Here is a 20,749-nt window from a genome sequence, read left to right on the forward strand (position 1 = left end):
CGTGTACACCTGGAAGCCCAGCGACGACTACGTCGAGAACGCCAACGTCACGCGGTTCGCGCGAGCGCACGGGATCGGCTCCATCGACGAGCTGCGCGCGCGGTCGGTGGCCGACATCGGCTGGTACTGGGACGCGGTGGTGCGGGACCTGGGGCTGCCGTTTCGCCGGGCCTATTCGGAGGTCGTGGACGTCACTGCCGGGATCGAGCATCCCGACTGGTTCACGGGCGGGGAGCTGAACATCGCGGATGCCTGCCTGGGCCGGTGGGCGAGCGAGGCGCCGGACCGCGCGGCCGTGGTGCACGAAGCCGAGGACGGCAGCACCCGGACGCTGACCTTCGCAGAGCTGGCGGAGCAGGTCGACCGGCTCGCCGCCGGACTGCGCGGGCTCGGCGTGGGGCGAGGCGACTCCGTCGGCCTTTACCTGCCCATGATCCCGGAGGCGGTCATCGCCTGCTACGCGGTGGCCCGGCTGGGCGCGGTCCTGGTGCCGCTGTTCTCCGGCTTCGCTCCGGCCGCGATCGCCGCTCGCTTGCAGGACGCCGACGCGAAGGTGGTCGTCGTCGCCGACGGCACGATCCGGCGCGGGCGCGAGGTTGCGATGAAGCCGCTGCTCGACGCCGCGCTGGAGTCGTGTCCGACGGTGGGGCACGTCGTGCTGGTCGGCAATGTCGATCCGGAACCCGGAACGAGCACCGAACGCGATGTGCGGTGGTCGGAGCTTCCCGCCGGGAAGGCCGGTCCGGCGGCGGCGATGGGGCCGACCGAGACGTTGCTGCTGGCCTACACCTCCGGTACCACCGGACGTCCGAAGGGGGCCGTGCACACCCACGCCGGGTTCCTGGTCAAAACGGCCAGCGAGGTGGCGTACGCCTTCGACGTCGGGCCGGACGGGGTGTTCTGCTGGGTGACCGACATGGGCTGGATCATGGGCCCGCTGTCCATCTTCGGCACGCACGCCAACGGCGCGACGCTGCTGCTCTACGAAGGTTCCCCCGACGTGCCGGGCAACGACCGGCTGTGGCAGCTGGTCGAACGGCACCGGGTGAGCATGCTCGGAGTGTCTCCGACGCTGATCCGTTCGTTGCGCACGGGCGCGGAGCCCGCGCACGAGCGGTTCGACCTGTCGTCGGTGCACGTCCTGGGGTCCACGGGTGAGCCGTGGGACCCGGATTCCTACGACTGGCTGGCCGGGACCGTCTTCGGCGGGAGGGTCCCGGTCATCAACTTCTCCGGCGGCACCGAGGTCGGCGGTTCGTTCCTGTCGCCCTACCCGGTCGAGCCGATCCGGAGCTGCTCGCTCGGCGGGCCGTCGCTGGGGATGGACGTCGACGTGGTCGACGACGCAGGCCGGTCGGTGCGCGGGCAGGTGGGCGAGCTGGTCTGCCGCCAGCCGTGGCCGGCGATGACGCGCGGAGTCTGGAAGGACGACGCGCGTTATCTGGAGGAGTACTGGTCGACGTTCCCGGGGATGTGGCGGCACGGCGACTTCGCGCTGGTGGAGGACGGCCAGTGGTTCATCCGCGGGCGCTCCGACGACGTCATGAACATCGCGGGCAAGCGGCTCGCGCCTGCGGAGGTGGAGGCGGTGCTGACCGCGCACCCCGCGGTGTCGGAGGCCGCGGCGGTCGGCGTGCCCGATCCGAAGAAGGGCGAGGCCGTGCGGGCGTTCTGGGTTCCCGTCGCCGGGGCCGAAGAGGACGTCTCGGAACGACTTCGGGACATGGTCGCTCAGGAGCTGGGAAAGCCGTTCGCGCCCAGTGCGGTGCACCGGGTCGGGCAGCTGCCCAAGACCCGATCGGCGAAGATCCTCCGCCGCGCGATCCGGGCCGTGGTGCTCGACCAGGACCCCGGCGACCTCTCCGGCGCCGAGAACGTCGAGGCGATCGACGAGATCCGGAAGGCGATCGAGGACTGATGCCACCGACGCGGGTCGCGGCAGGCAGCCCCGGACCAGGCATCGTTCACCCCTGTCCGGAAGGGCGAGGTAGGTGGGGGCACCCGAAAGCATTTATGGACCAATGGTCTGACCTAAAGTATTATTTGGGTGGACATGGTAGTAGCGAAGCCGCGGGAAGCGCCGTGGAACTCCGGGAGGAGCGGGAATGCGGTGGACATTGACCGAGGACCAGGAGCTGTTCAGGTCCTCCTTCCAGGGGTGGCTCGAACGGTTCGCCCCGGCGGAGGCCGTGCGCGGCTGGCTGGACTCCGGCGACCCCTCTGCGTTCGAGCGGCGGTTCGCCGACGAAGGCTGGTTCGCCATCGGCTCACCGGAGGAATGCGGCGGCCAAGGCGGCGGCCTGGTCGAACTGGCGCTGGCAGCCGAGCAGCTAGGCGGTTGCGCGGCGCCCTCGGCGGCCTGGTCGGCCGCAGTGGTGGCGGCGCCGCTGCTCGCCGGAGCACCCGACCTGGCGGCAGAATCCCTCGCTGAGGGCGAGTTCGCCGTGCTCGCGGTGAACGCCGACCGCCCGCTGGACGCCGGTGGCGCGGTGTCGCGGAGCGGAGGCACCGTGCCGAACGTGCTCGGTGCGGACAGGGCGCGGCGGTTCGTCGTGCCGATCCGCGAGAACGGGCGGCTCGCATTGGCCGTGGTGGACGCGGCGGACGTGGAGCTCGTGCCGCGCGAACTGCTCGATCGCAGCCGTTCGGTCGCCGAGGTCGTCGTTCCGGACCTGTCGCGGCACGACGCGATCGAGGTCGCCGACGGCATCCTCGCCGAGGCCGCATCTCGTGCGGCCGTCCTGGCGGCGGCGGACAGCCTCGGGACGGCTGAGCGCATGCTGACGATGGCGGTGGACTACAGCAAGCAACGACAGCAGTTCGGCGTACCGATCGCGTCGTTCCAGGCCGTCAAGCACGCCGCGGCCGCCATGCTGGTCGCCGTCGAATCCGCGCGTTCGCTCGTCTACTACGCGGCGGCGTCCGTGGAGCAGGGGCATGAAGACGCCGCACTGCACGCCGCCGCGGCCAAATCCCAGACGTGTCCGGCAGCCGAGGACGTGGCCGACAGCGCGCTGACCATGCACGGTGCGATCGGCTACACGTGGGAGCACGACCTCCACCTGTTCTACAAGCGGGCGAAGCTCAACTCGCGCTTGTTCGGCTCGTCGAAGACGTGGAACGAGCGCTTGGCCACGGCCCTCCCACTGCTGCCGGCCGCCTAGGCGTCCTCGCAGGGTGATTTGCGCAGCGGGACGGGTGGCGGCGGAACCTCAGCCGGTGGTCGTCCTGCTCTGGTGATCGCTGCGCGGTGGTTCCGCCGCCGACGAGACACAGATCAAGACCATTCCGCGGGGATCACTGGCTCGCCCGGGTCGATGCGGTTCGTTGTGATTTCGCTTTGATGGCGGGAGTTTTCGCTTTGGGTTCGGAACCGACCGAATGCAGGAACGTAGGAACGACGAGGCCGCAGGAGGCAGGTGGGCTCCCGTGATCGACCTGTCACCCCACGTCCGGCCAGGGATCGGCGTCTGGTGGAGCCAGGCCGGTGCCGAGCCGACGCCGCTGGTGCACGCGTTGCTCGATCAGGCCGACGATCTCGGGCCCGTGCGCGCGTTCTGCGGGCTGAGCTGGGACCAACGGCTGGTTCGCGAGCTGCCGAGCAGCGTGTCGCTGTCCTCCTACGGAGCCCTCGGCCAATTGCGCCGGCTCAGCCGGGCCGGGCGGCTCAACGTGGTTCCCTGCCACTACTCCGCCTTGCCGCGGTTGTTCGCGGAGGGAGCGTTGCCGGCTGACGTGGGATTCGTCCAGGTGTCCCCGCCCGACGCCGCGGGCACTTGCTCGCTGGGAATCGGGGTGGACTACATCGCGGACGCGATCGCGCACACCCCGGTGCTGATCGCCGAGATCAACCGCAGGATGCCGGTCACGGCAGGGGCCGCGCGCCTGCCGCTGAGCCGGTTCGCCGCCGTGGTCGAGACCGACCGCCCTGTCGGCGAAGCACCCGCTCGCCCGGCCGACGACGTCGAACAGGCGATCGCGCGGAACGTCGCCGAGTTGATCGAGGACGGCGACACCCTGCAGATGGGCGTCGGCTCACTGCCCGCCGCCGTGCTCGACCGCCTCGCCGGACATCAGGACCTCGGCTTCCACACCGGGATGATCTCCGACGGCGTGCTGAGCCTGGTGGAGAAGGGCGTGCTCACCGGGGCGCGGAAGGAGATCGACCCCGGGCTGATCGTCACCGGCGCCGCGCTCGGCAGCTCCGAGCTCTACGAGCGGCTGGGAGACCTGCCCGTCGAGTTCCGCCCGGCCAGCTACACGCACTCGCCTGCGACGCTGTCCCGGCTGCGATCCCTCGTGTCGATCAACTCCGCCATCGAGGTCGACCTCACCGGCCAGGTGTGCTCCGAGCGGCGGCGCGGGGACTACATCGGCGCGATCGGCGGGCAGGTCGACTTCTCCAGAGCGGCGGCGCTCACCGGAGCGCGGTCGATCATCACGCTCAGGGCGACTTCCGGGGAGAACTCCACGATCGTTCCCACTCCTACCGGGCCGGTCACCACGGGACGCTCCGATGTGGACATCGTGGTCACCGAGCACGGCGCGGCACACCTGCGGGGGTGCGACCTGCCGGAGCGGACACGCAGGCTGACGGCCATCGCCGGACCCGAGCACCGGGACGCGCTGTCCAGGGCGGCCATCCAGTGACGTCGGAGCGCACCAGCCGCGACCGGCGTTTCCTCGTCTTGACGGGCTCACGTGTTCGGCGAGCGGATTTCGGGCACCGGACACCGAATCGGTGAACGACTTCGAGGGCGCTGCCACCCGCGGATCCGGAGAGCCGTGGAGGTGGAAGCGCCCTCGGCGTTCGGCCGGAGCGGGTCAGAGCCCGAGGCTCTTGCTGATGATCTCGCGCTGGATCTCATTGGTGCCACCGCAGATCGGCGGAGCGAGCGCCTCGCGCGAACCTGCCCCTCCATGCCGAATTCCCGGGCGCGCACTCCTACCTACGTGAACGGTCGTTCCCGATCAAGCGCCGCGGTAGGGGGAGAAGTCCGGCTTGCGCTTCTCGTTGAAGGCGTTGACGCCTTCCTTCGCCTCGTCGGACTCCCCGAACGTCTTGAGGTAGGAGTACGCCAGCGATCCGACGCTGGCGAAGTGCTCGGTGTCGGTGTTGAAGGACTGCTTGAGGACCTTGAGCGTGGTCGGCGACAGTGCGAGGATCTCGTCCGCCCAGGCGCGCACTTCGGAGTGCAGCTCGGCCGGCGCCACGACCTTGTTCACCAGGCCCCAGTTCTCGGCCTGCGCCGCGCTGTAGCGGCGGCACAGGAACCACACTTCGCGAGCCCGCTTCTCGCCGAGCACGCGCGCGAGGTACGCACTGCCGAAGCCAGCGTCGAACGACCCGACGCGCGGCCCGTTCTGGCCGAACACCGCGGTGTCCGCGGCGATCGTGAGGTCGCACAGCACGTGCAGCACGTGCCCGCCGCCGATGGCGAAACCGTTCACGGCGGCGATCACCGGCTTGGGCACGTCGCGGATGACCCGGTGCAGCGCGTCGACCTCGAACAGGCCGGAATCGGATGGGCCGTAGTCGCCGGTCTCGGCGCGCTGCTTCTGGTCGCCGCCCGCGCAGAACGCCTTCTCTCCGGCGCCCGTCAGGCAGATGGCTCCGACCTCCGAGCTCGCCCAGGCCTGCTTGAACGCCTTGACCAGCTCGTCGACGGTCTGCGCGCGGAACGAGTTGTACCGTTCGGGACGGTTGATGGTGATCCAGGCCAGCCCGTTGTCGATCTCGTACGTCACGTCGGTGAACTCGTGCATCGTTGCGACGACCTTTCACATTCGAAGGGTGGTGGGCGCATGGCCCGTGTTCGGGGCGCTGCGGTACCCCGACCGTAGGTCGCGATAACGTGCGTTATCAAGGCGACGACATTCGATCGGTCTCGGCAGGTCGCTGATTTACCCACAAAGGGAGAGGGGACTGCCCATTGCGGGTGGTGCGCCGACGGCTGGGGTGTCGAACTCGGTCAACTTTTCGCGGGTTCGCGGATGCGCCGGGACACGCGCCCGCTGTCCGTCGGAGGTGTCGCGCGACACACTCGCTTTGACTTGAAGTCCGTCTCGTCCTCGGTGAACATCTCGACTCAGGTAGTTGGACGACCAAGTAAATTTCTGGCGTTTTCCGTTGCCGGCGTCCCTGATGCGGGAGCGATGGCGCGTTCTGGATGCGGCCCGCGAAGGCCGTTCCCGAGGAGGACCGATGAGCGAGTACGAGACCATCGAGATCGAGCGCACCGGCAGGGTGGCCACGGTCAAGCTGAACCGGCCGCAAGCGCTGAACGCGTTGAACCTCCAGCTGATGCGGGAGGTCACCGAGGAGGTGGCCGCGCTCGACCAGGACGATCATGTTGGTTGCATCCTGCTGACCGGTTCTCCCAAGGCGTTCGCGGCCGGTGCTGACATCAAGGAGATGCAGTCGCAGTCCTACATGGACGTTTACCTCAACGACTGGTTCGCCGGGTGGGATCGGCTCGCCGCGGTGCGCAAGCCGCTGGTGGCGGCGGTGTCCGGTTACGCGCTCGGCGGTGGCTGCGAGCTCGCCATGCTGTGCGACGTGATCATCGCCGCGGAGAGCGCGAAGTTCGGGCAGCCGGAGATCAAGCTGGGCGTGATCCCGGGCATCGGTGGATCGCAGCGGCTCACCCGCGCTATCGGGAAGGCCAAGGCGATGGAGATGTGCTTGACCGGGCGGACGATGAGCGCTCCGGAAGCTGAACGCAGCGGTCTCGTCGCTCGGGTGGTGCCCGACGACGCGCTGCTCGGAGAAGCGATGGAGACCGCTGGAACCGTGGCGGGCATGTCGGGGCCGGTGACGATGATGGTCAAGGAGTGCGTGAACCGGGCGTTCGAGACCACCTTGGCTGAAGGCGTTCGCTTCGAGCGCCGCACGTTCCACGCGACCTTCGCGACTGAGGACCAGAAGGAAGGCATGGCGGCCTTCGTGGACAAGCGGCCGCCGTCGTTCTCGCACCGCTGACCGTTGCGAATGAACCGGCAGCGTCGCCGGAGAGGGGAACCGCGAGCATGGGTGCTCTGCAGCTGGTCCTGGGCCTGATCTGCCTGGCCGTCACGGCCGTCGCGGTGGTCATGGTCGTCAAGACCGTGCGGCGGATGATCTCGTCCATCCGTCTCGGACAACCGGACCCGACCAGGCGTGGCCCATTCGGGGCGAGGTTCGGGAACATGCTCAAGGAGGTCTTGGGCCACACCAAGATGCTCAAGTGGGGCCACGTCGGTGTGGCGCACTGGTTCGTCATGGCCGGCTTCGGCGGCCTGAGCCTGAGCGTGCTGGAGGCCTACTTCGAGGTCTTCGTCCCCACCTTCGAAACCCCGGTGCTGAGCTGGTTCGGCCCGTGGAACCTGATCGTCGAACTGCTCGGCATCACCACGGTGCTCGGCGGTTTCTGGCTGATCGCGGTGCGCCAGCTCAACCACCCGCGCCGCGCGGGCCGCGTGTCGCGGTTCCAGGGCTCCAACTTCGGCCAGGCGTACTTCGTCGAGGCCGTCGTGGTGCTGGAAGGCTTCGGCATCATGGGCCTGCGCGCGTTCAAGCAGGCATCGGACCTGTTCGAGGCGCCGCTGTGGTCCTCGCCGATCACCTACGCGCTGGGTGCCGTCCTGCCTTCGAGCACGGCGGCGATCTCCCTCTTCGCCGGGTTCAAGATCCTGTCCGCGATGATCTGGGTCATCGTCATCGCCTCGAACATCACGATGGGCGTGGCGTGGCACCGGTTCACCGCGTTCTTCAACATCTACTTCAAGCGCGAGGTCGGCGACGGCCGGGCGCTGGGCGCGCTGCAGCCGATGATGTCCGGCGGCAAGGAGCTCGACTTCGAGGAAGCCGACCCCGACGAGGACGTGTTCGGCGTCGGCAAGGTCGAGGACTTCAAGTGGAAGGGCTGGCTGGACTTCACGACCTGCACCGAGTGCGGTCGCTGCCAGTCCCAGTGCCCCGCGTGGAACACCGCGAAGCCGCTGTCGCCGAAGCTGCTGGTCACCTCGCTGCGCGACCACGCCTACGCGAAGGCCCCGTACCTGCTGGCCGGTGGCGGCAAGGACATGGCGGGCGACGAGGTCGGCATCACCGGCGACGGCGCCGAGGAGAAGCTGGCGAGCATCAACGCGCTGGCGCTGGCCGAGGCCGAGCGCCCGCTGGTCGGCGGCCCCGAGGAGATGGGCGTCATCGACCCCGAGGTCCTGTGGGGCTGCACCAACTGCGGCGCCTGCGTCGAGCAGTGCCCGGTGGACATCGAGCACGTCGACCACATCGTCGACATGCGCCGCTACCAGGTGCTGATCGAGTCGAACTTCCCCACCGAGCTCGGCGGGATGTTCAAGAACCTGGAGAACAAGGGCAACCCGTGGGGCCAGAACGCCAAGGACCGGTTGAACTGGACCGAGGAACTGGACTTCGAGGTCCCGGTTTTCGACGGTGAGCTCGCCGAGGACACCGAGTACGTGTTCTGGGTCGGCTGCGCCGGTGCCTTCGAGGACCGCGCGAAGAAGACCACCCGTGCGGTGTCCGAGCTGCTGCACATGGCCGGGGTGAAGTACACGGTGCTCGGCGGCGAGGAGACCTGCACCGGTGACCCGGCCAGGCGAGCGGGCAACGAGTTCCTGTTCCAGATGCTCGCGCAGCAGAACGTCGAGACGCTGAACTCGGTGTTCGAGGGCCGTGAGCCCGGCAAGCGCAAGATCGTCGCCACGTGCGCGCACTGCTTCAACAGCCTCGCCAACGAGTACTCGCAGCTCGGCGGGAACTTCGAGGTCGTGCACCACACGCAGCTGCTGAACAAGCTGGTCCGCGAGAAGCGCCTCACCCCGGTCGCCCCGGTCGCCGAGGACGTGACCTACCACGACCCCTGCTTCCTGGGTCGGCACAACAAGGTCTACACGCCGCCGCGTGACCTGGTCGGCGCCTCCGGTGCGAACTTCCGCGAGATGCCGCGCCACGGCGACCGCTCCATGTGCTGCGGCGCGGGCGGCGCCCGGATGTGGATGGAGGAGAAGACCGGCAAGCGCATCAACGTGGAGCGCGTCGACGAGGCGCTGGGCACCGCGCCCCAGAAGATCGCCACCGGCTGCCCGTTCTGCCGCGTGATGCTCAACGACGGCCTCACCGCCCGCCAGAACGAAGGCGCGGCGTCGGAGAACGTCGAGGTCCTCGACGTCGCACAGCTGCTGCTGTCCTCGGTGAAGCGCGGCGGTTCATCCACGCAGGACGGATGAGCGGTCCTCTGCACGTCATCGCGAGAACGCGGCCGTACCTCGTTGAACGTGAGAGGCCGGAAGTCGTTCGCCGCATCGCGAGCGCCATTCGCCCGGCGGCGGGGACCGTCAGTCGTCGACCGGAATCTCGACGCGCTCGTCGGTCTCCAACACGGCCTTGGCGTAGGAGTGCACGTGCCGGGTCATCCGGCGCACCGCGGCGTCGGGGTTCTTCTGGCGGATCGCGGTGGTGATGGACTTGTGCGCCCGCGCCGTCACCCCGCGGACCTCGGCGTCGACGAACGCTTCGTTCTCGGTGGCCGTGTAGATCGCCTTGGACAGCGCGATCATCAGGGCCTCCAGCAGTTCGTTGTGGCTCGCGGTGGCCACGCCGATGTGCCAGTCGATGTTCGCGTTTAGGAAGTCCGAGAGGTTCCCTTCGGCCGTCTCCAGCGCCTTGTTCGCCTGGTCCAGCACCGCCAGCTCGTCGTCGGTGCGGTTCTGCGCCGCGAGCCGGGCGCAGACGGGCTCGATGGCCTCGCGCGTCTCCAGCAGGGACGAGAGGCGGAGCTGACGTCCCCGGATCAGCAGGCTCATCGACGTTGCGACCGAGTTCTGGCTCGGTCGCTGCACGAACGCGCCACCCGCACGGCCGGACTTGATGCGCACCAGCCCCTGGACCTCGAGGATGCGCAAGGCCTCGCGGACCGTGCTGCGGCTCATCTGGGTTTGGGTGACGAGATCTCGCTCCGGTGGGAGCTGGGTGTCCTCGACGAACTCCCCGCTGAGGATGCGCTCGCGCAAGTCGCCGGCGAGCACGTCGGAAGCCTTCGGCACTTCCATCGGCGCCAGTCGCACCGCAGAACGAGGGCTCTTGGGTGAGTCAGCCACCTGGATCTCCAGATTTTGGTCGGATATTATGGTTGATTCTATCATTTTCGGACCAGCGCCCTGATGCTCGGGCGGCCGCGTCCGGGCATGTCGCCTGCCGTTCCCGCGTCTTCCGTCGCGTCGCCGCAGCGGGTATTCGCTCTCTCCTTCCTGGTTCTCGTGTGCCTCGGGTGCCTGTGTGTTCAAGCGCGTCGGCCTCCGTGATCACCGCCCCGGATCGGGCGGGAACGGAAATGCCTCTTTCATTTTTGGACTGACCTTTGTAATAGTTGAAGGATCGTGGCGTGATGCGGGACATGCCAGGCGACGTGCAGGCGAAGTGACAGGTAGGTGCTCATGGCGCTCATGACCGTGCGCGACCGTTATGGCGAGGATGAGATCCGCGCCCACCACAGCAACGGGATCTGGCGCGAGCAGCGGCTGTTCGACGTGGTCGAGCAGCACGCCGCTGAGCGCGGGGACCGCTTGTTCGGCACCGACTCGACCACCTCGTGCACGTACCGGGAGCTGCGGGACGCGGCGCTGCGCCTGGCGACCGGACTGGCACGGCGGGGGATCGTGCCCGGGGATCGGGTGGCGGTGCAGTTGCCCAACTGGACCGAGTTCTTCGTGATCGCCACGGCGATCGCGCGCGTCGGCGCGGTCGTGGTCCCGATCATGCCCATCTACCGCAGGGACGAGGTCGGCTACATCATCGAGAGCGCCGGTGTGCGCGCGGTGTTCACGGCCCCCGAGTACCGGGGTTTCGACCACGCCGGCCTCTTCCTCGACCTGGCCCGTGCACACCCGTACTTGCACACGGTGGTCGTCGTCCGGTCCGAGGAGGTTCCCGGCGGCGCCGTGCGGTATCACGACATGTTCGAGGACCCGTGGACCGCGGACTTCGGGCCGGGCACCGGACCCGACGAGCCGTTCACGATCATGTACAGCTCCGGGACGACCACCCACCCCAAGGGCTGCGTGCACACCTTCAACACGATGTGCGCGGGCGCCCGGCTGCTCGGACAGGCGTGGCGCTACGGCCCGGCGGACGTCCAGTTCGGACCGTCGCCCATCACGCACACCACGGGCTTCGTCACCAGCTACCTGCTGCCGCTGCTCCACGGCGCGTCTTCGCACTTGGTGGAGAGGTGGGAACCGCACGAGGGGCTGGAGCGGATCGCGAAGTTCGGCTGCACGGCGGCGGTGACCGCGACGACCTTCCTGCAATCGGTGATCGAGGTGTACGACCCGGACGTGCACGACGCGCGGACCATGCGCTTCTGGACGTCGGCCGGGGCGCCGGTACCGGGCAGCGTGGTCGAATCCGCCCGCGAGGTCCTCCCGGACATGCAGGTTCTCAGCCTCTACGGCAGGACGGAGAACATCACCACCACGACGTGCACGGTGGAGGACGACCCGTCCCGAGCGCTCACTTCGGACGGACGTGCGCTGCCGCATCAGGAAGTGCGGATCGTGGGGATGGAAGGCGAGGAGCTGCCCAGGGGCGAACAAGGCGACATCGCCTACCGCGGGGCGATGAACTGCCTCGGGTACATCAACCAGCCGGAAGAGACTGCAGCCAACTACACCGCGGACGGCTTCCACCGCTCCGGTGATCTGGGGGTCATGGACGACGACGGATTCGTGCGGGTCACCGGCCGGGTCAAGGACATCATCATCCGGGGCGGGCTGAACATCAGCGTCCGGCAGGTCGAAGACCTGCTGGCGGCGCATCCGGCGGTCCGCGAGATCGCTTGCGTCGGCATGCCCGATCAGCGGCTGGGCGAGAAGATGTGCGCCTACCTGGTTCCGGTCGACGAGGCGGATCCGCCGACGTTCGAGGAGATCAAGGCCTACTTGCTGGACGCGGGTCTGGCGATCCAGAAGGTGCCGGAGCGGCTGGAACTCATCGGCGAGATGCCCGCTACTGCCACCGGAAAGATCAAGAAGCACGTGCTGCGGGCCGACATCAAGAGCAGGCTGTTGGAGTGATCCGCGCAGGCCGCGCTTTCGTCGCGGTCCAGCCGAGCCCTGGCGCGGATCGATCCGCCGCCGCTTCCCCAGGTGCCCGGTCGGCTCCGGTCGACTGGGCTTGCCGGAGGGGTGGTGCCGCCGGTGTGGTCAGTGCCTTCGGCGACCCGAGCGCTGATTCCGCGCGACCCACCACCGAGGAGAACCGATGAGCAAGGACTTCCACGACCCCCTGGTCGCCCCCGGCACGACCGACTTGCCGGAGCGGTTCTTCGACCGCTTCATGTTCAACCTGCACCCGACCTGGGAGACCACGCCGTCGGTGATCACGGGATTCGGCCACTACCCGGCGAAGGACGTCGCCGACGGCTTCGCGATCGTCAGCACGAAGACCGAACAGCGCAACGTCCGGTTCTCGACCGAACTCAGCGCCACCGAAGGGCACGGCGCAGGGCCGTTGCGGTTCGAAGTGATCGAGCCGAACCAGGCGTGGCGGCTCCGGCTCGGCCCGAACCCGACCGGCATGGAATACGACGTGATCTGGCGGGCGCGCACCCCGTACTGGCTCGGTGATGTGGCGGTCGACAACGCCGACGCCGAGACCACCGACTTCGAACACCTCGTGCAGTCCGGCCGGTACGAGGGCACGTTGACGATCGATGGCGATACGCAGCGGGTCAACGGCTGGTACGGCCAGCGGGACCGGTCCCGAGGCGTGCGCAACCTCTCCGGCGGTCAGGGCATGCACATCTGGTTCCAGGCGCAGTTCCCGGACCGCTCGGTCAGCATCCTGCTGGTCGAGGACCGCCAAGGCGGACGACTGCTGCTGGACGGCGCGGTGCTGCACGAGCACGGCGCGGTCGACGACGTCATCGACGTGCGGCACGACCTCCGCTTCGACGGGATCGACCTCCGGGGCGGCACCGTCGAGGTGGTGACCCAGCGCGGCACCACGTACTCGATCGGCGTGGACGCCTCGAGCGGCGGTGGGCTGATGGCCGGTGGCGGGTACGGCGGGCACCACGGCCGCCGGAAGGGGCTGGACCATCTGGAGCACGACACCTACCCGTTGGACGGGTCGGTGCACCAACGGACCCTCGACTCGCCGTTGACCGACCGGTTGGCCGCGTACACCTGGAACGGGTCGCGCGGAACGGGGATCTTCGAGTTCGCGCTCAGTCGCAGCGATTCCTACACCTACCGGCCGAGCCCGGCCTGATGCCGCGCTGTGGCGTCAGCCGGAGCGCGGTCGGGAGCTCCGGGCTCGGTCGGCGCACCGAGCCCGGAGCTCCCGTTGACGCTGCTCGAGCGCACCACGGCCTTTCCAACGGCGACAGTCAGAGGTCCCGCTCGATGGTCGTTCACGCGGTCCTGGTCGGAGTGTGCGGGCTCCGGTTCCTGCCACCGCCGAGTGCGGCCCTGCTGTTCAAAGGACCTGACCGAATGGGGAGATCCAGGTGTACGCGGTAGTGCTGCGGGAGTTCGGTCTCGCGGAGAACCTTCGCTGCGAAGAGCTCGCCGAACCGCCCGCGAAGCCGGGCTGGGTGACCGTGCGGCTGCGGGCGAGCGCGCTCAACTGGCACGACGTGCTGGTCCGCCAGGGGAAGTACGAATCCGAGCTGCCGCACGTTCCGGGGGCGGATGGAGCGGGCACCCGGGTCGACACCGGTGAAGAGGTGGTCGTCCTCCCCTCGCTGTGGTGGGGAGAGGACGAGAGCGCTCCGGGGCCGGGGTGGGAGATCCTCGGCGATCACCACGCGGGCACCTACGCGGAGCTCGTCGCGGTGCCCGCCGATTGCGTGTTCCCCAAACCGGCGCGGCTGGGTTGGCGAGCGGCCGCCGCGCTTCCCCTGGTCGGGCTGACCACCTACCGCGCGCTGTTCACGCGCGGCCGCCTCGGGAAGGGCGAATCGCTCCTCGTGCTCGGCGCCGGTGGTGGTGTCGCGACGATGGCGGTGCAGCTCGGGGCGGCGTGCGGTGCGGAGGTTGTCGTCACATCCTCGTCACAGGACAAGATCGACCGGGCGCGGGAACTCGGAGCCGCTGGTGGCGTGCTCTACATGGACGACGACTGGTGCGAGCAGGCGAAGCGGATGTCCCCGGGCGGCCGTGGTTTCGACGTCGTGCTGGATCCGGTGGGCAGCTGGCAGGAATCGATTCGCTCACTGCGGCCTGGTGGGCGGCTCGTGGTGCTGGGCGCGTCGCTGCGCTCGGACGCGGTGCTCGACGTGCGGCACTTCTACTTCGGCCAGTACGACCTGCTCGGGACGACGGTGGGAAGCCCGCGGGACTTCTCCGGCCTGCTCTCGCTCGTGGACAGCGGCGCGGTCGGAGCCCCGGTGGTCGACCGGGCCTTCCCGCTGGATCGGGCAGCCGAGGCGCACGCGCACCTGGAGCGGGGGAGCGGGTTCGGCAAGGTCGTTCTCGAACACGAGTGATCTCCCCTTGGGCGGGGCGGTGAGGGGGTCACTCTGGTTTTATTTTGGTCAGGCCTTTAGTATGATTAAGCCAAAGCCTAGCCGGGCCGAGTGGGAGATCTGCTGTGGACTTTGAGTTGACCGAGGATCAAGCGACGATCCGCAAAGCGGTCGCCGAGTTGGCCGGGAAGTTCAGCGACCAGTACTGGCTGGAGAAGGATGCGGCGCACGAGTTCCCGGCCGAGTTCTACGACGCGTTCGCGCGAGGCGGGTGGTTGGGGATCACCACGCCCGAGGAGTTCGGCGGCCACGGGTACGGCATCACCGAGGCGTCGCTGTTGCTGGAGGAGGTCTCCGCCTCCGGCGGCGGGATGAACGCGGCCAGCTCGATGCACCTGTCGATCTTCGGGATGCATCCGGTGATCGTGCACGGTTCGGAAGAGCTGAAGCGCCGCAACCTCCCGCGCATCGTCAACGGCGACCTGCACGTGTGCTTCGGTGTCACCGAACCGGAAGCGGGGCTGGACACCACCAAGATCACCACGTTCGCGCGCCGCGACGGCGACGACTACGTGGTCAACGGCCGCAAGGTGTGGATCTCCAAGGCGCAGGAGTCCGAGAAGGTCCTGCTGCTGACGCGCACGACCAAGTTCGAGGACGCCAAGAAGAAGACCGACGGCCTCACGCTGTTCTTCACCGAGCTGGACCGCGACCACGTGGACATCCGTCCTATCGACAAGATGGGACGCAACGCCGTCAGCTCCAACGAGCTGTTCATCGATGAGCTGCGCATCCCGGTCGAGGACCGCGTCGGCGAAGAGGGCCAGGGCTTCAAGTACATCTTGGACGGCCTGAACCCGGAGCGGATGCTGGTCGCCGCCGAGGCGCTCGGGCTCGGCCGCGCGGCGTTGCGCAAAGCCGTGCAGTACGGCAACGAGCGGGAGGTCTTCGGGCGCCCGATCGGCATGAACCAGGGACTCCAGTTCCCGCTCGCGGACTCGCTCGCCCGGCTGGACGCCGCGGAGCTGGCGCTGCGCAAGGCGACCTGGCTCTACGACAACGGAAAGCCCTGCGGTCGCGAGGCCAACACGGCGAAGTACCTCTGCGCCGACGCGGGCTTCCAAGCCGCCGACCGAGCGCTCCAGACCCACGGGGGCATGGGGTACTCGGAGGAATACCACGTCTCCCGCTACTTCCGGGAGGCTCGCCTGCTGCGGATCGCTCCGCTCAGCCAGGAGATGGTCCTGAACTACCTCGGTTCGCACGTCCTCGGTCTTCCCAGGAGCTACTGATGTTCGATCTGAACGACCGGGCCGCCCTGGTCACCGGAGCCGGCGGTGGCATCGGCGCCGCTGTGGCGGAGGCGTTCGCGCACGCAGGTGCGCGCGTGCTCGTCTCCGACATCGACGAGCAGGCGGCCAAGAGCGTCGCCGAACGCATCCGCGATGCCGGTGGCATCGCGGAATCCGCTCAGCTGGACGTCCGCGACTCCGTCGCGGCCGGTGCGGCCGCGGAGCGCGCGGCGGGACTGGCCGGCGGCACGCTGCACATCCTGGTCAACAACGCCGGTGCGATCGCCCCGGCGATGTTCCCGAACCTCGAGGAAGAGGCGTTCCGCCGCATCGTCGACATCCACCTGATGGGCAGTTACGCGTGCAGCAAGGCAGTGCTGCCGTACCTGGCCGAGGACGGACGGGGGCGCATCATCAACGTCACCTCCGCCGCCGGGTTGCAGGGAACCATCGGCCAGGCCAACTACGGTGCGGCCAAGGCCGGGATCATCGGGCTGACCAAGTCGCTCGCGCGCGAGCTCGCGCGCCGCAACGTCACGGTGAACGCGCTCGCCCCGCTGGCGGCCACTGCCATGACCGAGAACATCCGCGGCAACGAGAAGCTCGCCGCCAAGACCCTGGCGCGGATCCCGCTCGGCCGCTGGGCCGAACCGGCCGAGATCGCGGGATCCTTCGTGTTCATGGCCTCCGACGCGGCCGGGTACATCACGGGACAGGTTCTGCCCGTCGACGGCGGGACGGTGATCTGATGAGCCGCCCGCGCACCGGGCCGATGCAGAGCGCAGGCCGGGAAGTCGTCCTCGCCGAAGCCGTCCGGACACCGGTGGGCAAAGGCCATCCCGAGAAGGGGTGGTACCGCGACACGCATCCGAACGAGATGCTCGCGGCCTGCTACGACGAACTGCTCGCCCGCACCGACCTGCCCGCGGGCGAGGTCGAGGATCTGATCATCGGCTGCACCGCCCCGTTCGGCGAGCAATCCCGAAACATCGGCCGCAACGCCTGGCTGCAGGCGGGGCATCCGCCGGAGGTTCCCGCCGTCACGCTCGACCGCCGGTGCGGCTCGGCGCAGACCGCGGTCGAGATGGGCGCCGGGCTCGTCGGGTCCGGCACCCACGACGTCGTGATCGCGGGCGGTGTCGAGCACATGGGGCGCGTGCCGATCAACTCCCCGGGCGAGATCTCCAAGCTCTACGGCGATCCGTGGCCTGCCGAGCTGCGCGAGCAGTACGCCTTCGTGCACCAGGGCGAGAGCGCGGAGCTCATCGCCGAGCGGTGGGGGATCGAGCGCGCCGAGATGGACGAGTTCGCGGTGCGCTCCCACCGGTTGGCCGCGCAGGCGGACGCCGAAGGCCGGTTCGCGGCCGAGATGATCTCGATGGAGCTGGCCGGGGAAACGCGCAGCACCGACCAGGGAATCCGGCCGGACACCGAGCTGTCGGCGCTGGCGCGGCTGAAAACTCCCTTCCGCGCGGAGAACGGCAGGATCACCGCGGGCACCTCCTCGCCGATCTCGGACGGCGCCGCCGCGGTGCTGCTCGCGTCCCGTGCGGGGACGGAGGAGTTCGGGCTCAACGCCCGTGCGCGGGTGCTGGATCAAACGACGGTCGGCGTCGATCCGATCATTATGCTGACCGGTCCGATCCCGGCGACCCGCAAGCTGCTCGACCGCAACGGCCTGAGCATCCACGACATCGACCTGATCGAGATCAACGAGGCGTTCGCGTCGGTGGTGCTGGCCTGGGAGCGCGAGTTCAAGCCGGACCTCGACCGCGTGAACGTCAACGGCGGCGCGATCGCGCTCGGGCATCCGGTAGGCGCCACCGGAGCACGGCTGATGGCCACGCTCGTCGCCGAGATGGAACGGCGCGACGTCGAACTCGGCCTCGTCACCATGTGCTGCGGCGGCGGCCTCGGGACCGCGACGTTGATCGAACGGACCGCCTGACCCGCGAGCCGGGCACCGAATCGGCGGTAGGACCGGCTTCGGGACGCACCTGACCAGAAAGGAGCGGCTGCCATGAGCCACCGCCCAGCAACTGTGCACATCCGGGAGGTCGGTCCACGCGACGGCTTCCAGAACGAACCTGATCACATCAGCACCGACGACAAGGTCCGGCTGATCAACGAGCTGGGGCGCACCGGCCTCGAACGCATCGAGGTGGCGAGCTTCGTGCGCCCGGACCTCATCCCGCAGCTGTCCGACGGAGCCGAGGTGCTGCGCCGCGTGGACGTGCCTGACGACGTCCGGCTGATGGTGCTGATCCCCAACAACAAGGGACTCGACAACGCGCTGAAGGTGCGGGAGACGTTCCACGAGGCCGCGATCTTCGTCAGCGCCTCGGAGACGCACAACAAGAAGAACGTCAACCGCACCGTCCGCGAGTCGATGGACGAGAACGCCGTCGTGGCCCGGCGAATCCGCGAGGAAGGGCTCGGTTGCGCCGCGGTGGTCGCGACGTCGTTCGGGTGCCCCTACGAGGGCGAGGTGAAGATGGACGCGGTGCTGGACCTTGCGGAGCGCTTCGTGGAAGCCGGTGCGACGGAGATCGGTTTCGGCGACACCACCGGCATGGCCAACCCCGCTTACGCCTCGGAGTTCTTCACCGCCGCCTTGCGACGGCTGCCCGGTGTCGAAGTCACGGCGCACTTCCACAACACTCGCGGACAGGGCTTGGCCAATGCGTTCGCCGCGCTGGAGGCGGGATGCGGCAGCTTCGAGTCGAGCTTCGGTGAGCTCGGTGGCTGCCCGGTTCCGCCGGGATCGACCGGCAACATCGCGACCGAGGACCTGCTGGGCATGTTCCACGAGATGGGTGTGGAGACCGGCGTGTCGCTGCCGTCCGCCATCGCGGCCGCACGCTCGGTTCAGGCGGTTCTGGGGAGGAAGCTGACGAGCCATTCGATCGTCGCCGGGCCCGTGGAGTGGAGCTCCGGCGCCCGCTGACGAGCGCAGCGCCTCGGCCACATTCCGACAGCCGCACGTCCACACCTCGGAGGCGAGGTGCGGGCGTGCGGAAACGGTTCGTGCGCCGACGAGTCGGTGTCCTGCTCCTGATCCACGCTGATCAGGAGACGATCGAGGAGGGTGCCTACTCCGAGAGGCGGGCCTCGAGTCGGGGGACGAGTTGTTCGGCGAGCAGCTGGATCTGGGTGCTGGTCGTGTCGGCGTCGCCGCCGGGCAGGTGCACGCGGAGGCTGATCCCGGTCAGGCCCAGATCGAGCATCAGCTGGTGCAGTCGGTCGGCCAGTGAGTCGGGGTCGTGTTCGTGCAGCACGCCTGGTGCGTAGGCCTGCTTCCCGGAGTTGTCGACGTCCGGGTATGCCTGGGCGAGGGCGTCCAGCCCGGCCGGTGGCGGTTCGCCGAGCCAGACCCATTGTCCTGCGATGCGTGGTCCGATTCCGCTTGCCGCGTGGTAGGAATCGACGGCGGGCCGGTTCTTCGCATGATCATCCACGGGTGGCAGGAACAGGCCGAATCCGTTGCGCGCCGCCAAAGCCGCCGTCTTCGGGCCGCCGGTGCACACCATCACCGGGGTCTGCGGGAGCACGCCGGAGATCGCCGGGTCGTCGTGCAGCGGCGCCGAGTCGTCGGCGATCCGCTCGTGCCACTCGGCGAGTTGGGCGCGGAAGGTCTTCGCCGCCGCGTTCCGGTCGAGGCCGTAAACGTCGAAGTCGCGCTGCGAGTAACCGGCCGCCAGGCCGGCGGCCACCCGGCCGGGGTGGGACGCGGCGAGCCAGGCGATCTCCTCCATGACCAGCGGAACCGGGCGGAGAGGGAGCAGGATCGGGCTCGGTGCGACCCATCCTCGCTGCGTGGCGCCGAGGATCGTCGCCGCTATCGTGGCCGGTACCGGAACGTAGCCGGGGAATCCGGCGTGGTGCTCGCTGATGGTGATCCCGTGGAACCCGCCGTCCAGGGCGGTGCGTGCCTGCCCCAGAAGGGTGCGCGCGGCTCGCTCCGGTTCATCGTCGTGCAAGTAGAGAGCCATGCTCACGCTACCCAGGTGCTCACCCGACGCTGCCGATGACATCGTTCATCCGCCTTCGTTCGTCTCGCTCTGAGCCGTCCTCGCCGCCCCGGACCGTACCCGCGGGCTTCGCACGCGGCTGCGGGGTCGGCCGAGGCGACTCCGTTCCGGGAAGGGCGGACGTGGTTGCCGCTGTCCGCCCTCCCCGGCACTCTGGAGCCGTTGGCCGCCTGTCCGCGGTCAGGGGCTTACTGCGCTGTCAGGCCACCGTCGATGACGTGTTCCATGCCGCTGATGTAAGAGGAGTCATCGCAGGCCAGGAAGAGGACGAGGTTGGAGACCTCCTCGGGGTCGGACATGCGGCGCAGCGGCACCTGGTCGGCGATGCCACCGCCGTCCTCGTCGGTTGCGGCCTCCATCATCGGGGTCTTGATGTAGCCGGGGTGCACGGAGTTCACCCGGATGTTGTCCGGGCCGTACTGGACGGCGACGTGCTTGGTCATGCCGCGGGACGCGAACTTGCTGCCGACGTAGGCGAGGTTCGGTGCGCCGACGATCGAGACCATTCCCGCCGTGGACGAGATGTTGACGATCGCGCCGCCGCCCGCGTTCTGCATGGAGGGGATGACCGTCTTCATGCCGTAGAACTGCGAGTGCTGGTTGACCGCGCATACCTTGAGGTACTCGTCCTCGTCGAACTCCGCCGTCGAACTGATGGGCCCCAGGATCCCCGCGTTGTTCACCAGGACGGTCACCTTGCCGTACGCCTGCTCCGCTTCCTGGAGCACGCGGCGCCAGTTGGCCGGTTCGGTGACGTCGTGGTGCAGGAACAGGGCGTTGTCGCCCAGTTCAGCGGCCAGCTGCTTGCCCTGGTCGTCGTTGACGTCGGTGAGGACGACCTTCGCTCCCTCGCTGACGAACCGTCGCGCGTGGGTGTCGCCCATTCCCTGAGCGGCGCCGGTGATGATGGCGACCTTGCCATCGAGCTTCCCCATGATGCGCACCTTCCGTG

General features: G+C 68.7%; 16 protein-coding genes. 12 read left to right on the top strand and 4 right to left on the bottom strand.

Translation table 11 applies throughout. The features are described from left to right. The first annotated feature begins 1 nt into the window (after position 1). The 3 genes from H2Q94_RS12950 to H2Q94_RS12960 all read left to right on the top strand — a co-directional run bounded on the left by H2Q94_RS12950 (position 2) and on the right by H2Q94_RS12960 (position 4,650). Positions 2-1,918, top strand: a complete 1,917-nt coding sequence (locus H2Q94_RS12950; protein ID WP_243794938.1) for an AMP-binding protein — start codon at positions 2-4, stop codon at positions 1,916-1,918. Between the two features lie 187 nt (positions 1,919-2,105). Continuing rightward, entirely contained in the window at positions 2,106-3,164 is a 1,059-nt protein-coding gene (locus H2Q94_RS12955; RefSeq protein ID WP_243794939.1) for an acyl-CoA dehydrogenase family protein, read from the top strand. 265 nt (positions 3,165-3,429) lie between these two features. Beyond that, complete coding sequence (locus H2Q94_RS12960) at positions 3,430-4,650, top strand: acetyl-CoA hydrolase/transferase family protein (RefSeq protein ID WP_243794940.1); 1,221 nt, start codon at positions 3,430-3,432, stop codon at positions 4,648-4,650. 321 nt (positions 4,651-4,971) lie between these two features. Here H2Q94_RS12960 and H2Q94_RS12965 read toward each other — a convergent pair whose 3' ends face one another. Then, entirely contained in the window at positions 4,972-5,766 is a 795-nt protein-coding gene (locus H2Q94_RS12965) for an enoyl-CoA hydratase-related protein (RefSeq protein WP_243794941.1), read from the bottom strand. A gap of 439 nt (positions 5,767-6,205) precedes the next feature. Between H2Q94_RS12965 and H2Q94_RS12970 the strand changes: the two genes are divergently transcribed. Then, entirely contained in the window at positions 6,206-6,982 is a 777-nt protein-coding gene (locus tag H2Q94_RS12970) for an enoyl-CoA hydratase (RefSeq protein ID WP_243794943.1), read from the top strand. A 47-nt stretch (positions 6,983-7,029) separates the two neighbouring features. Next, on the top strand, positions 7,030-9,234 hold the full coding sequence (locus H2Q94_RS12975) for a (Fe-S)-binding protein (RefSeq protein ID WP_243794945.1): 2,205 nt from the start codon (positions 7,030-7,032) through the stop codon (positions 9,232-9,234). 108 nt (positions 9,235-9,342) lie between these two features. Here H2Q94_RS12975 and H2Q94_RS12980 read toward each other — a convergent pair whose 3' ends face one another. Then, positions 9,343-10,104: a FadR/GntR family transcriptional regulator gene (locus H2Q94_RS12980; RefSeq protein WP_243794947.1), complete on the bottom strand. Its 762-nt coding sequence runs from the start codon at positions 10,102-10,104 to the stop codon at positions 9,343-9,345. 336 nt (positions 10,105-10,440) lie between these two features. Between H2Q94_RS12980 and H2Q94_RS12985 the strand changes: the two genes are divergently transcribed. The 7 genes from H2Q94_RS12985 to H2Q94_RS13015 all read left to right on the top strand — a co-directional run bounded on the left by H2Q94_RS12985 (position 10,441) and on the right by H2Q94_RS13015 (position 18,713). Further along, entirely contained in the window at positions 10,441-12,078 is a 1,638-nt protein-coding gene (locus H2Q94_RS12985) for an AMP-binding protein (RefSeq protein ID WP_243794948.1), read from the top strand. Positions 12,079-12,265: 187 nt separating this feature from the next. Then, positions 12,266-13,276 carry an Rv3169 family protein gene (locus tag H2Q94_RS12990; RefSeq protein WP_243794949.1) on the top strand — a complete coding sequence of 337 codons (1,011 nt, stop codon included), beginning with the start codon at positions 12,266-12,268 and terminating at the stop codon, positions 13,274-13,276. A 238-nt stretch (positions 13,277-13,514) separates the two neighbouring features. Further along, entirely contained in the window at positions 13,515-14,495 is a 981-nt protein-coding gene (locus H2Q94_RS12995) for a quinone oxidoreductase family protein (RefSeq protein WP_243794950.1), read from the top strand. Positions 14,496-14,611: 116 nt separating this feature from the next. After that, positions 14,612-15,766: an acyl-CoA dehydrogenase family protein gene (locus tag H2Q94_RS13000; RefSeq protein ID WP_243794951.1), complete on the top strand. Its 1,155-nt coding sequence runs from the start codon at positions 14,612-14,614 to the stop codon at positions 15,764-15,766. Next, a complete protein-coding gene (locus H2Q94_RS13005; RefSeq protein ID WP_243794952.1) occupies positions 15,766-16,515 on the top strand; it encodes an SDR family NAD(P)-dependent oxidoreductase in 750 nt (249 codons plus the stop codon). Before H2Q94_RS13000 ends, H2Q94_RS13005 begins: the two co-directional genes overlap by 1 nt. Then, a complete protein-coding gene (locus tag H2Q94_RS13010; protein WP_243794955.1) occupies positions 16,515-17,714 on the top strand; it encodes a thiolase family protein in 1,200 nt (399 codons plus the stop codon). Before H2Q94_RS13005 ends, H2Q94_RS13010 begins: the two co-directional genes overlap by 1 nt. A 72-nt stretch (positions 17,715-17,786) precedes the next feature. Next, positions 17,787-18,713: a hydroxymethylglutaryl-CoA lyase gene (locus H2Q94_RS13015; RefSeq protein WP_243794958.1), complete on the top strand. Its 927-nt coding sequence runs from the start codon at positions 17,787-17,789 to the stop codon at positions 18,711-18,713. Positions 18,714-18,858: 145 nt separating this feature from the next. On the opposite strand, the gene H2Q94_RS13020 is transcribed toward H2Q94_RS13015, so the two are convergent. Together H2Q94_RS13020 and H2Q94_RS13025 are read right to left on the bottom strand one after the other, a co-directional pair. Next, positions 18,859-19,758 (bottom strand): LLM class flavin-dependent oxidoreductase, encoded by a 900-nt coding sequence (locus H2Q94_RS13020; RefSeq protein WP_243794960.1) that lies wholly within the window; start codon positions 19,756-19,758, stop codon positions 18,859-18,861. 227 nt (positions 19,759-19,985) lie between these two features. After that, positions 19,986-20,732: a glucose 1-dehydrogenase gene (locus H2Q94_RS13025; RefSeq protein WP_243794963.1), complete on the bottom strand. Its 747-nt coding sequence runs from the start codon at positions 20,730-20,732 to the stop codon at positions 19,986-19,988. Between the last annotated feature and the right edge of the window lie 17 nt (positions 20,733-20,749).

Source organism: Saccharopolyspora gloriosae (assembly GCF_022828475.1).
GTDB lineage: Bacteria > Actinomycetota > Actinomycetes > Mycobacteriales > Pseudonocardiaceae > Saccharopolyspora_C > Saccharopolyspora_C gloriosae_A.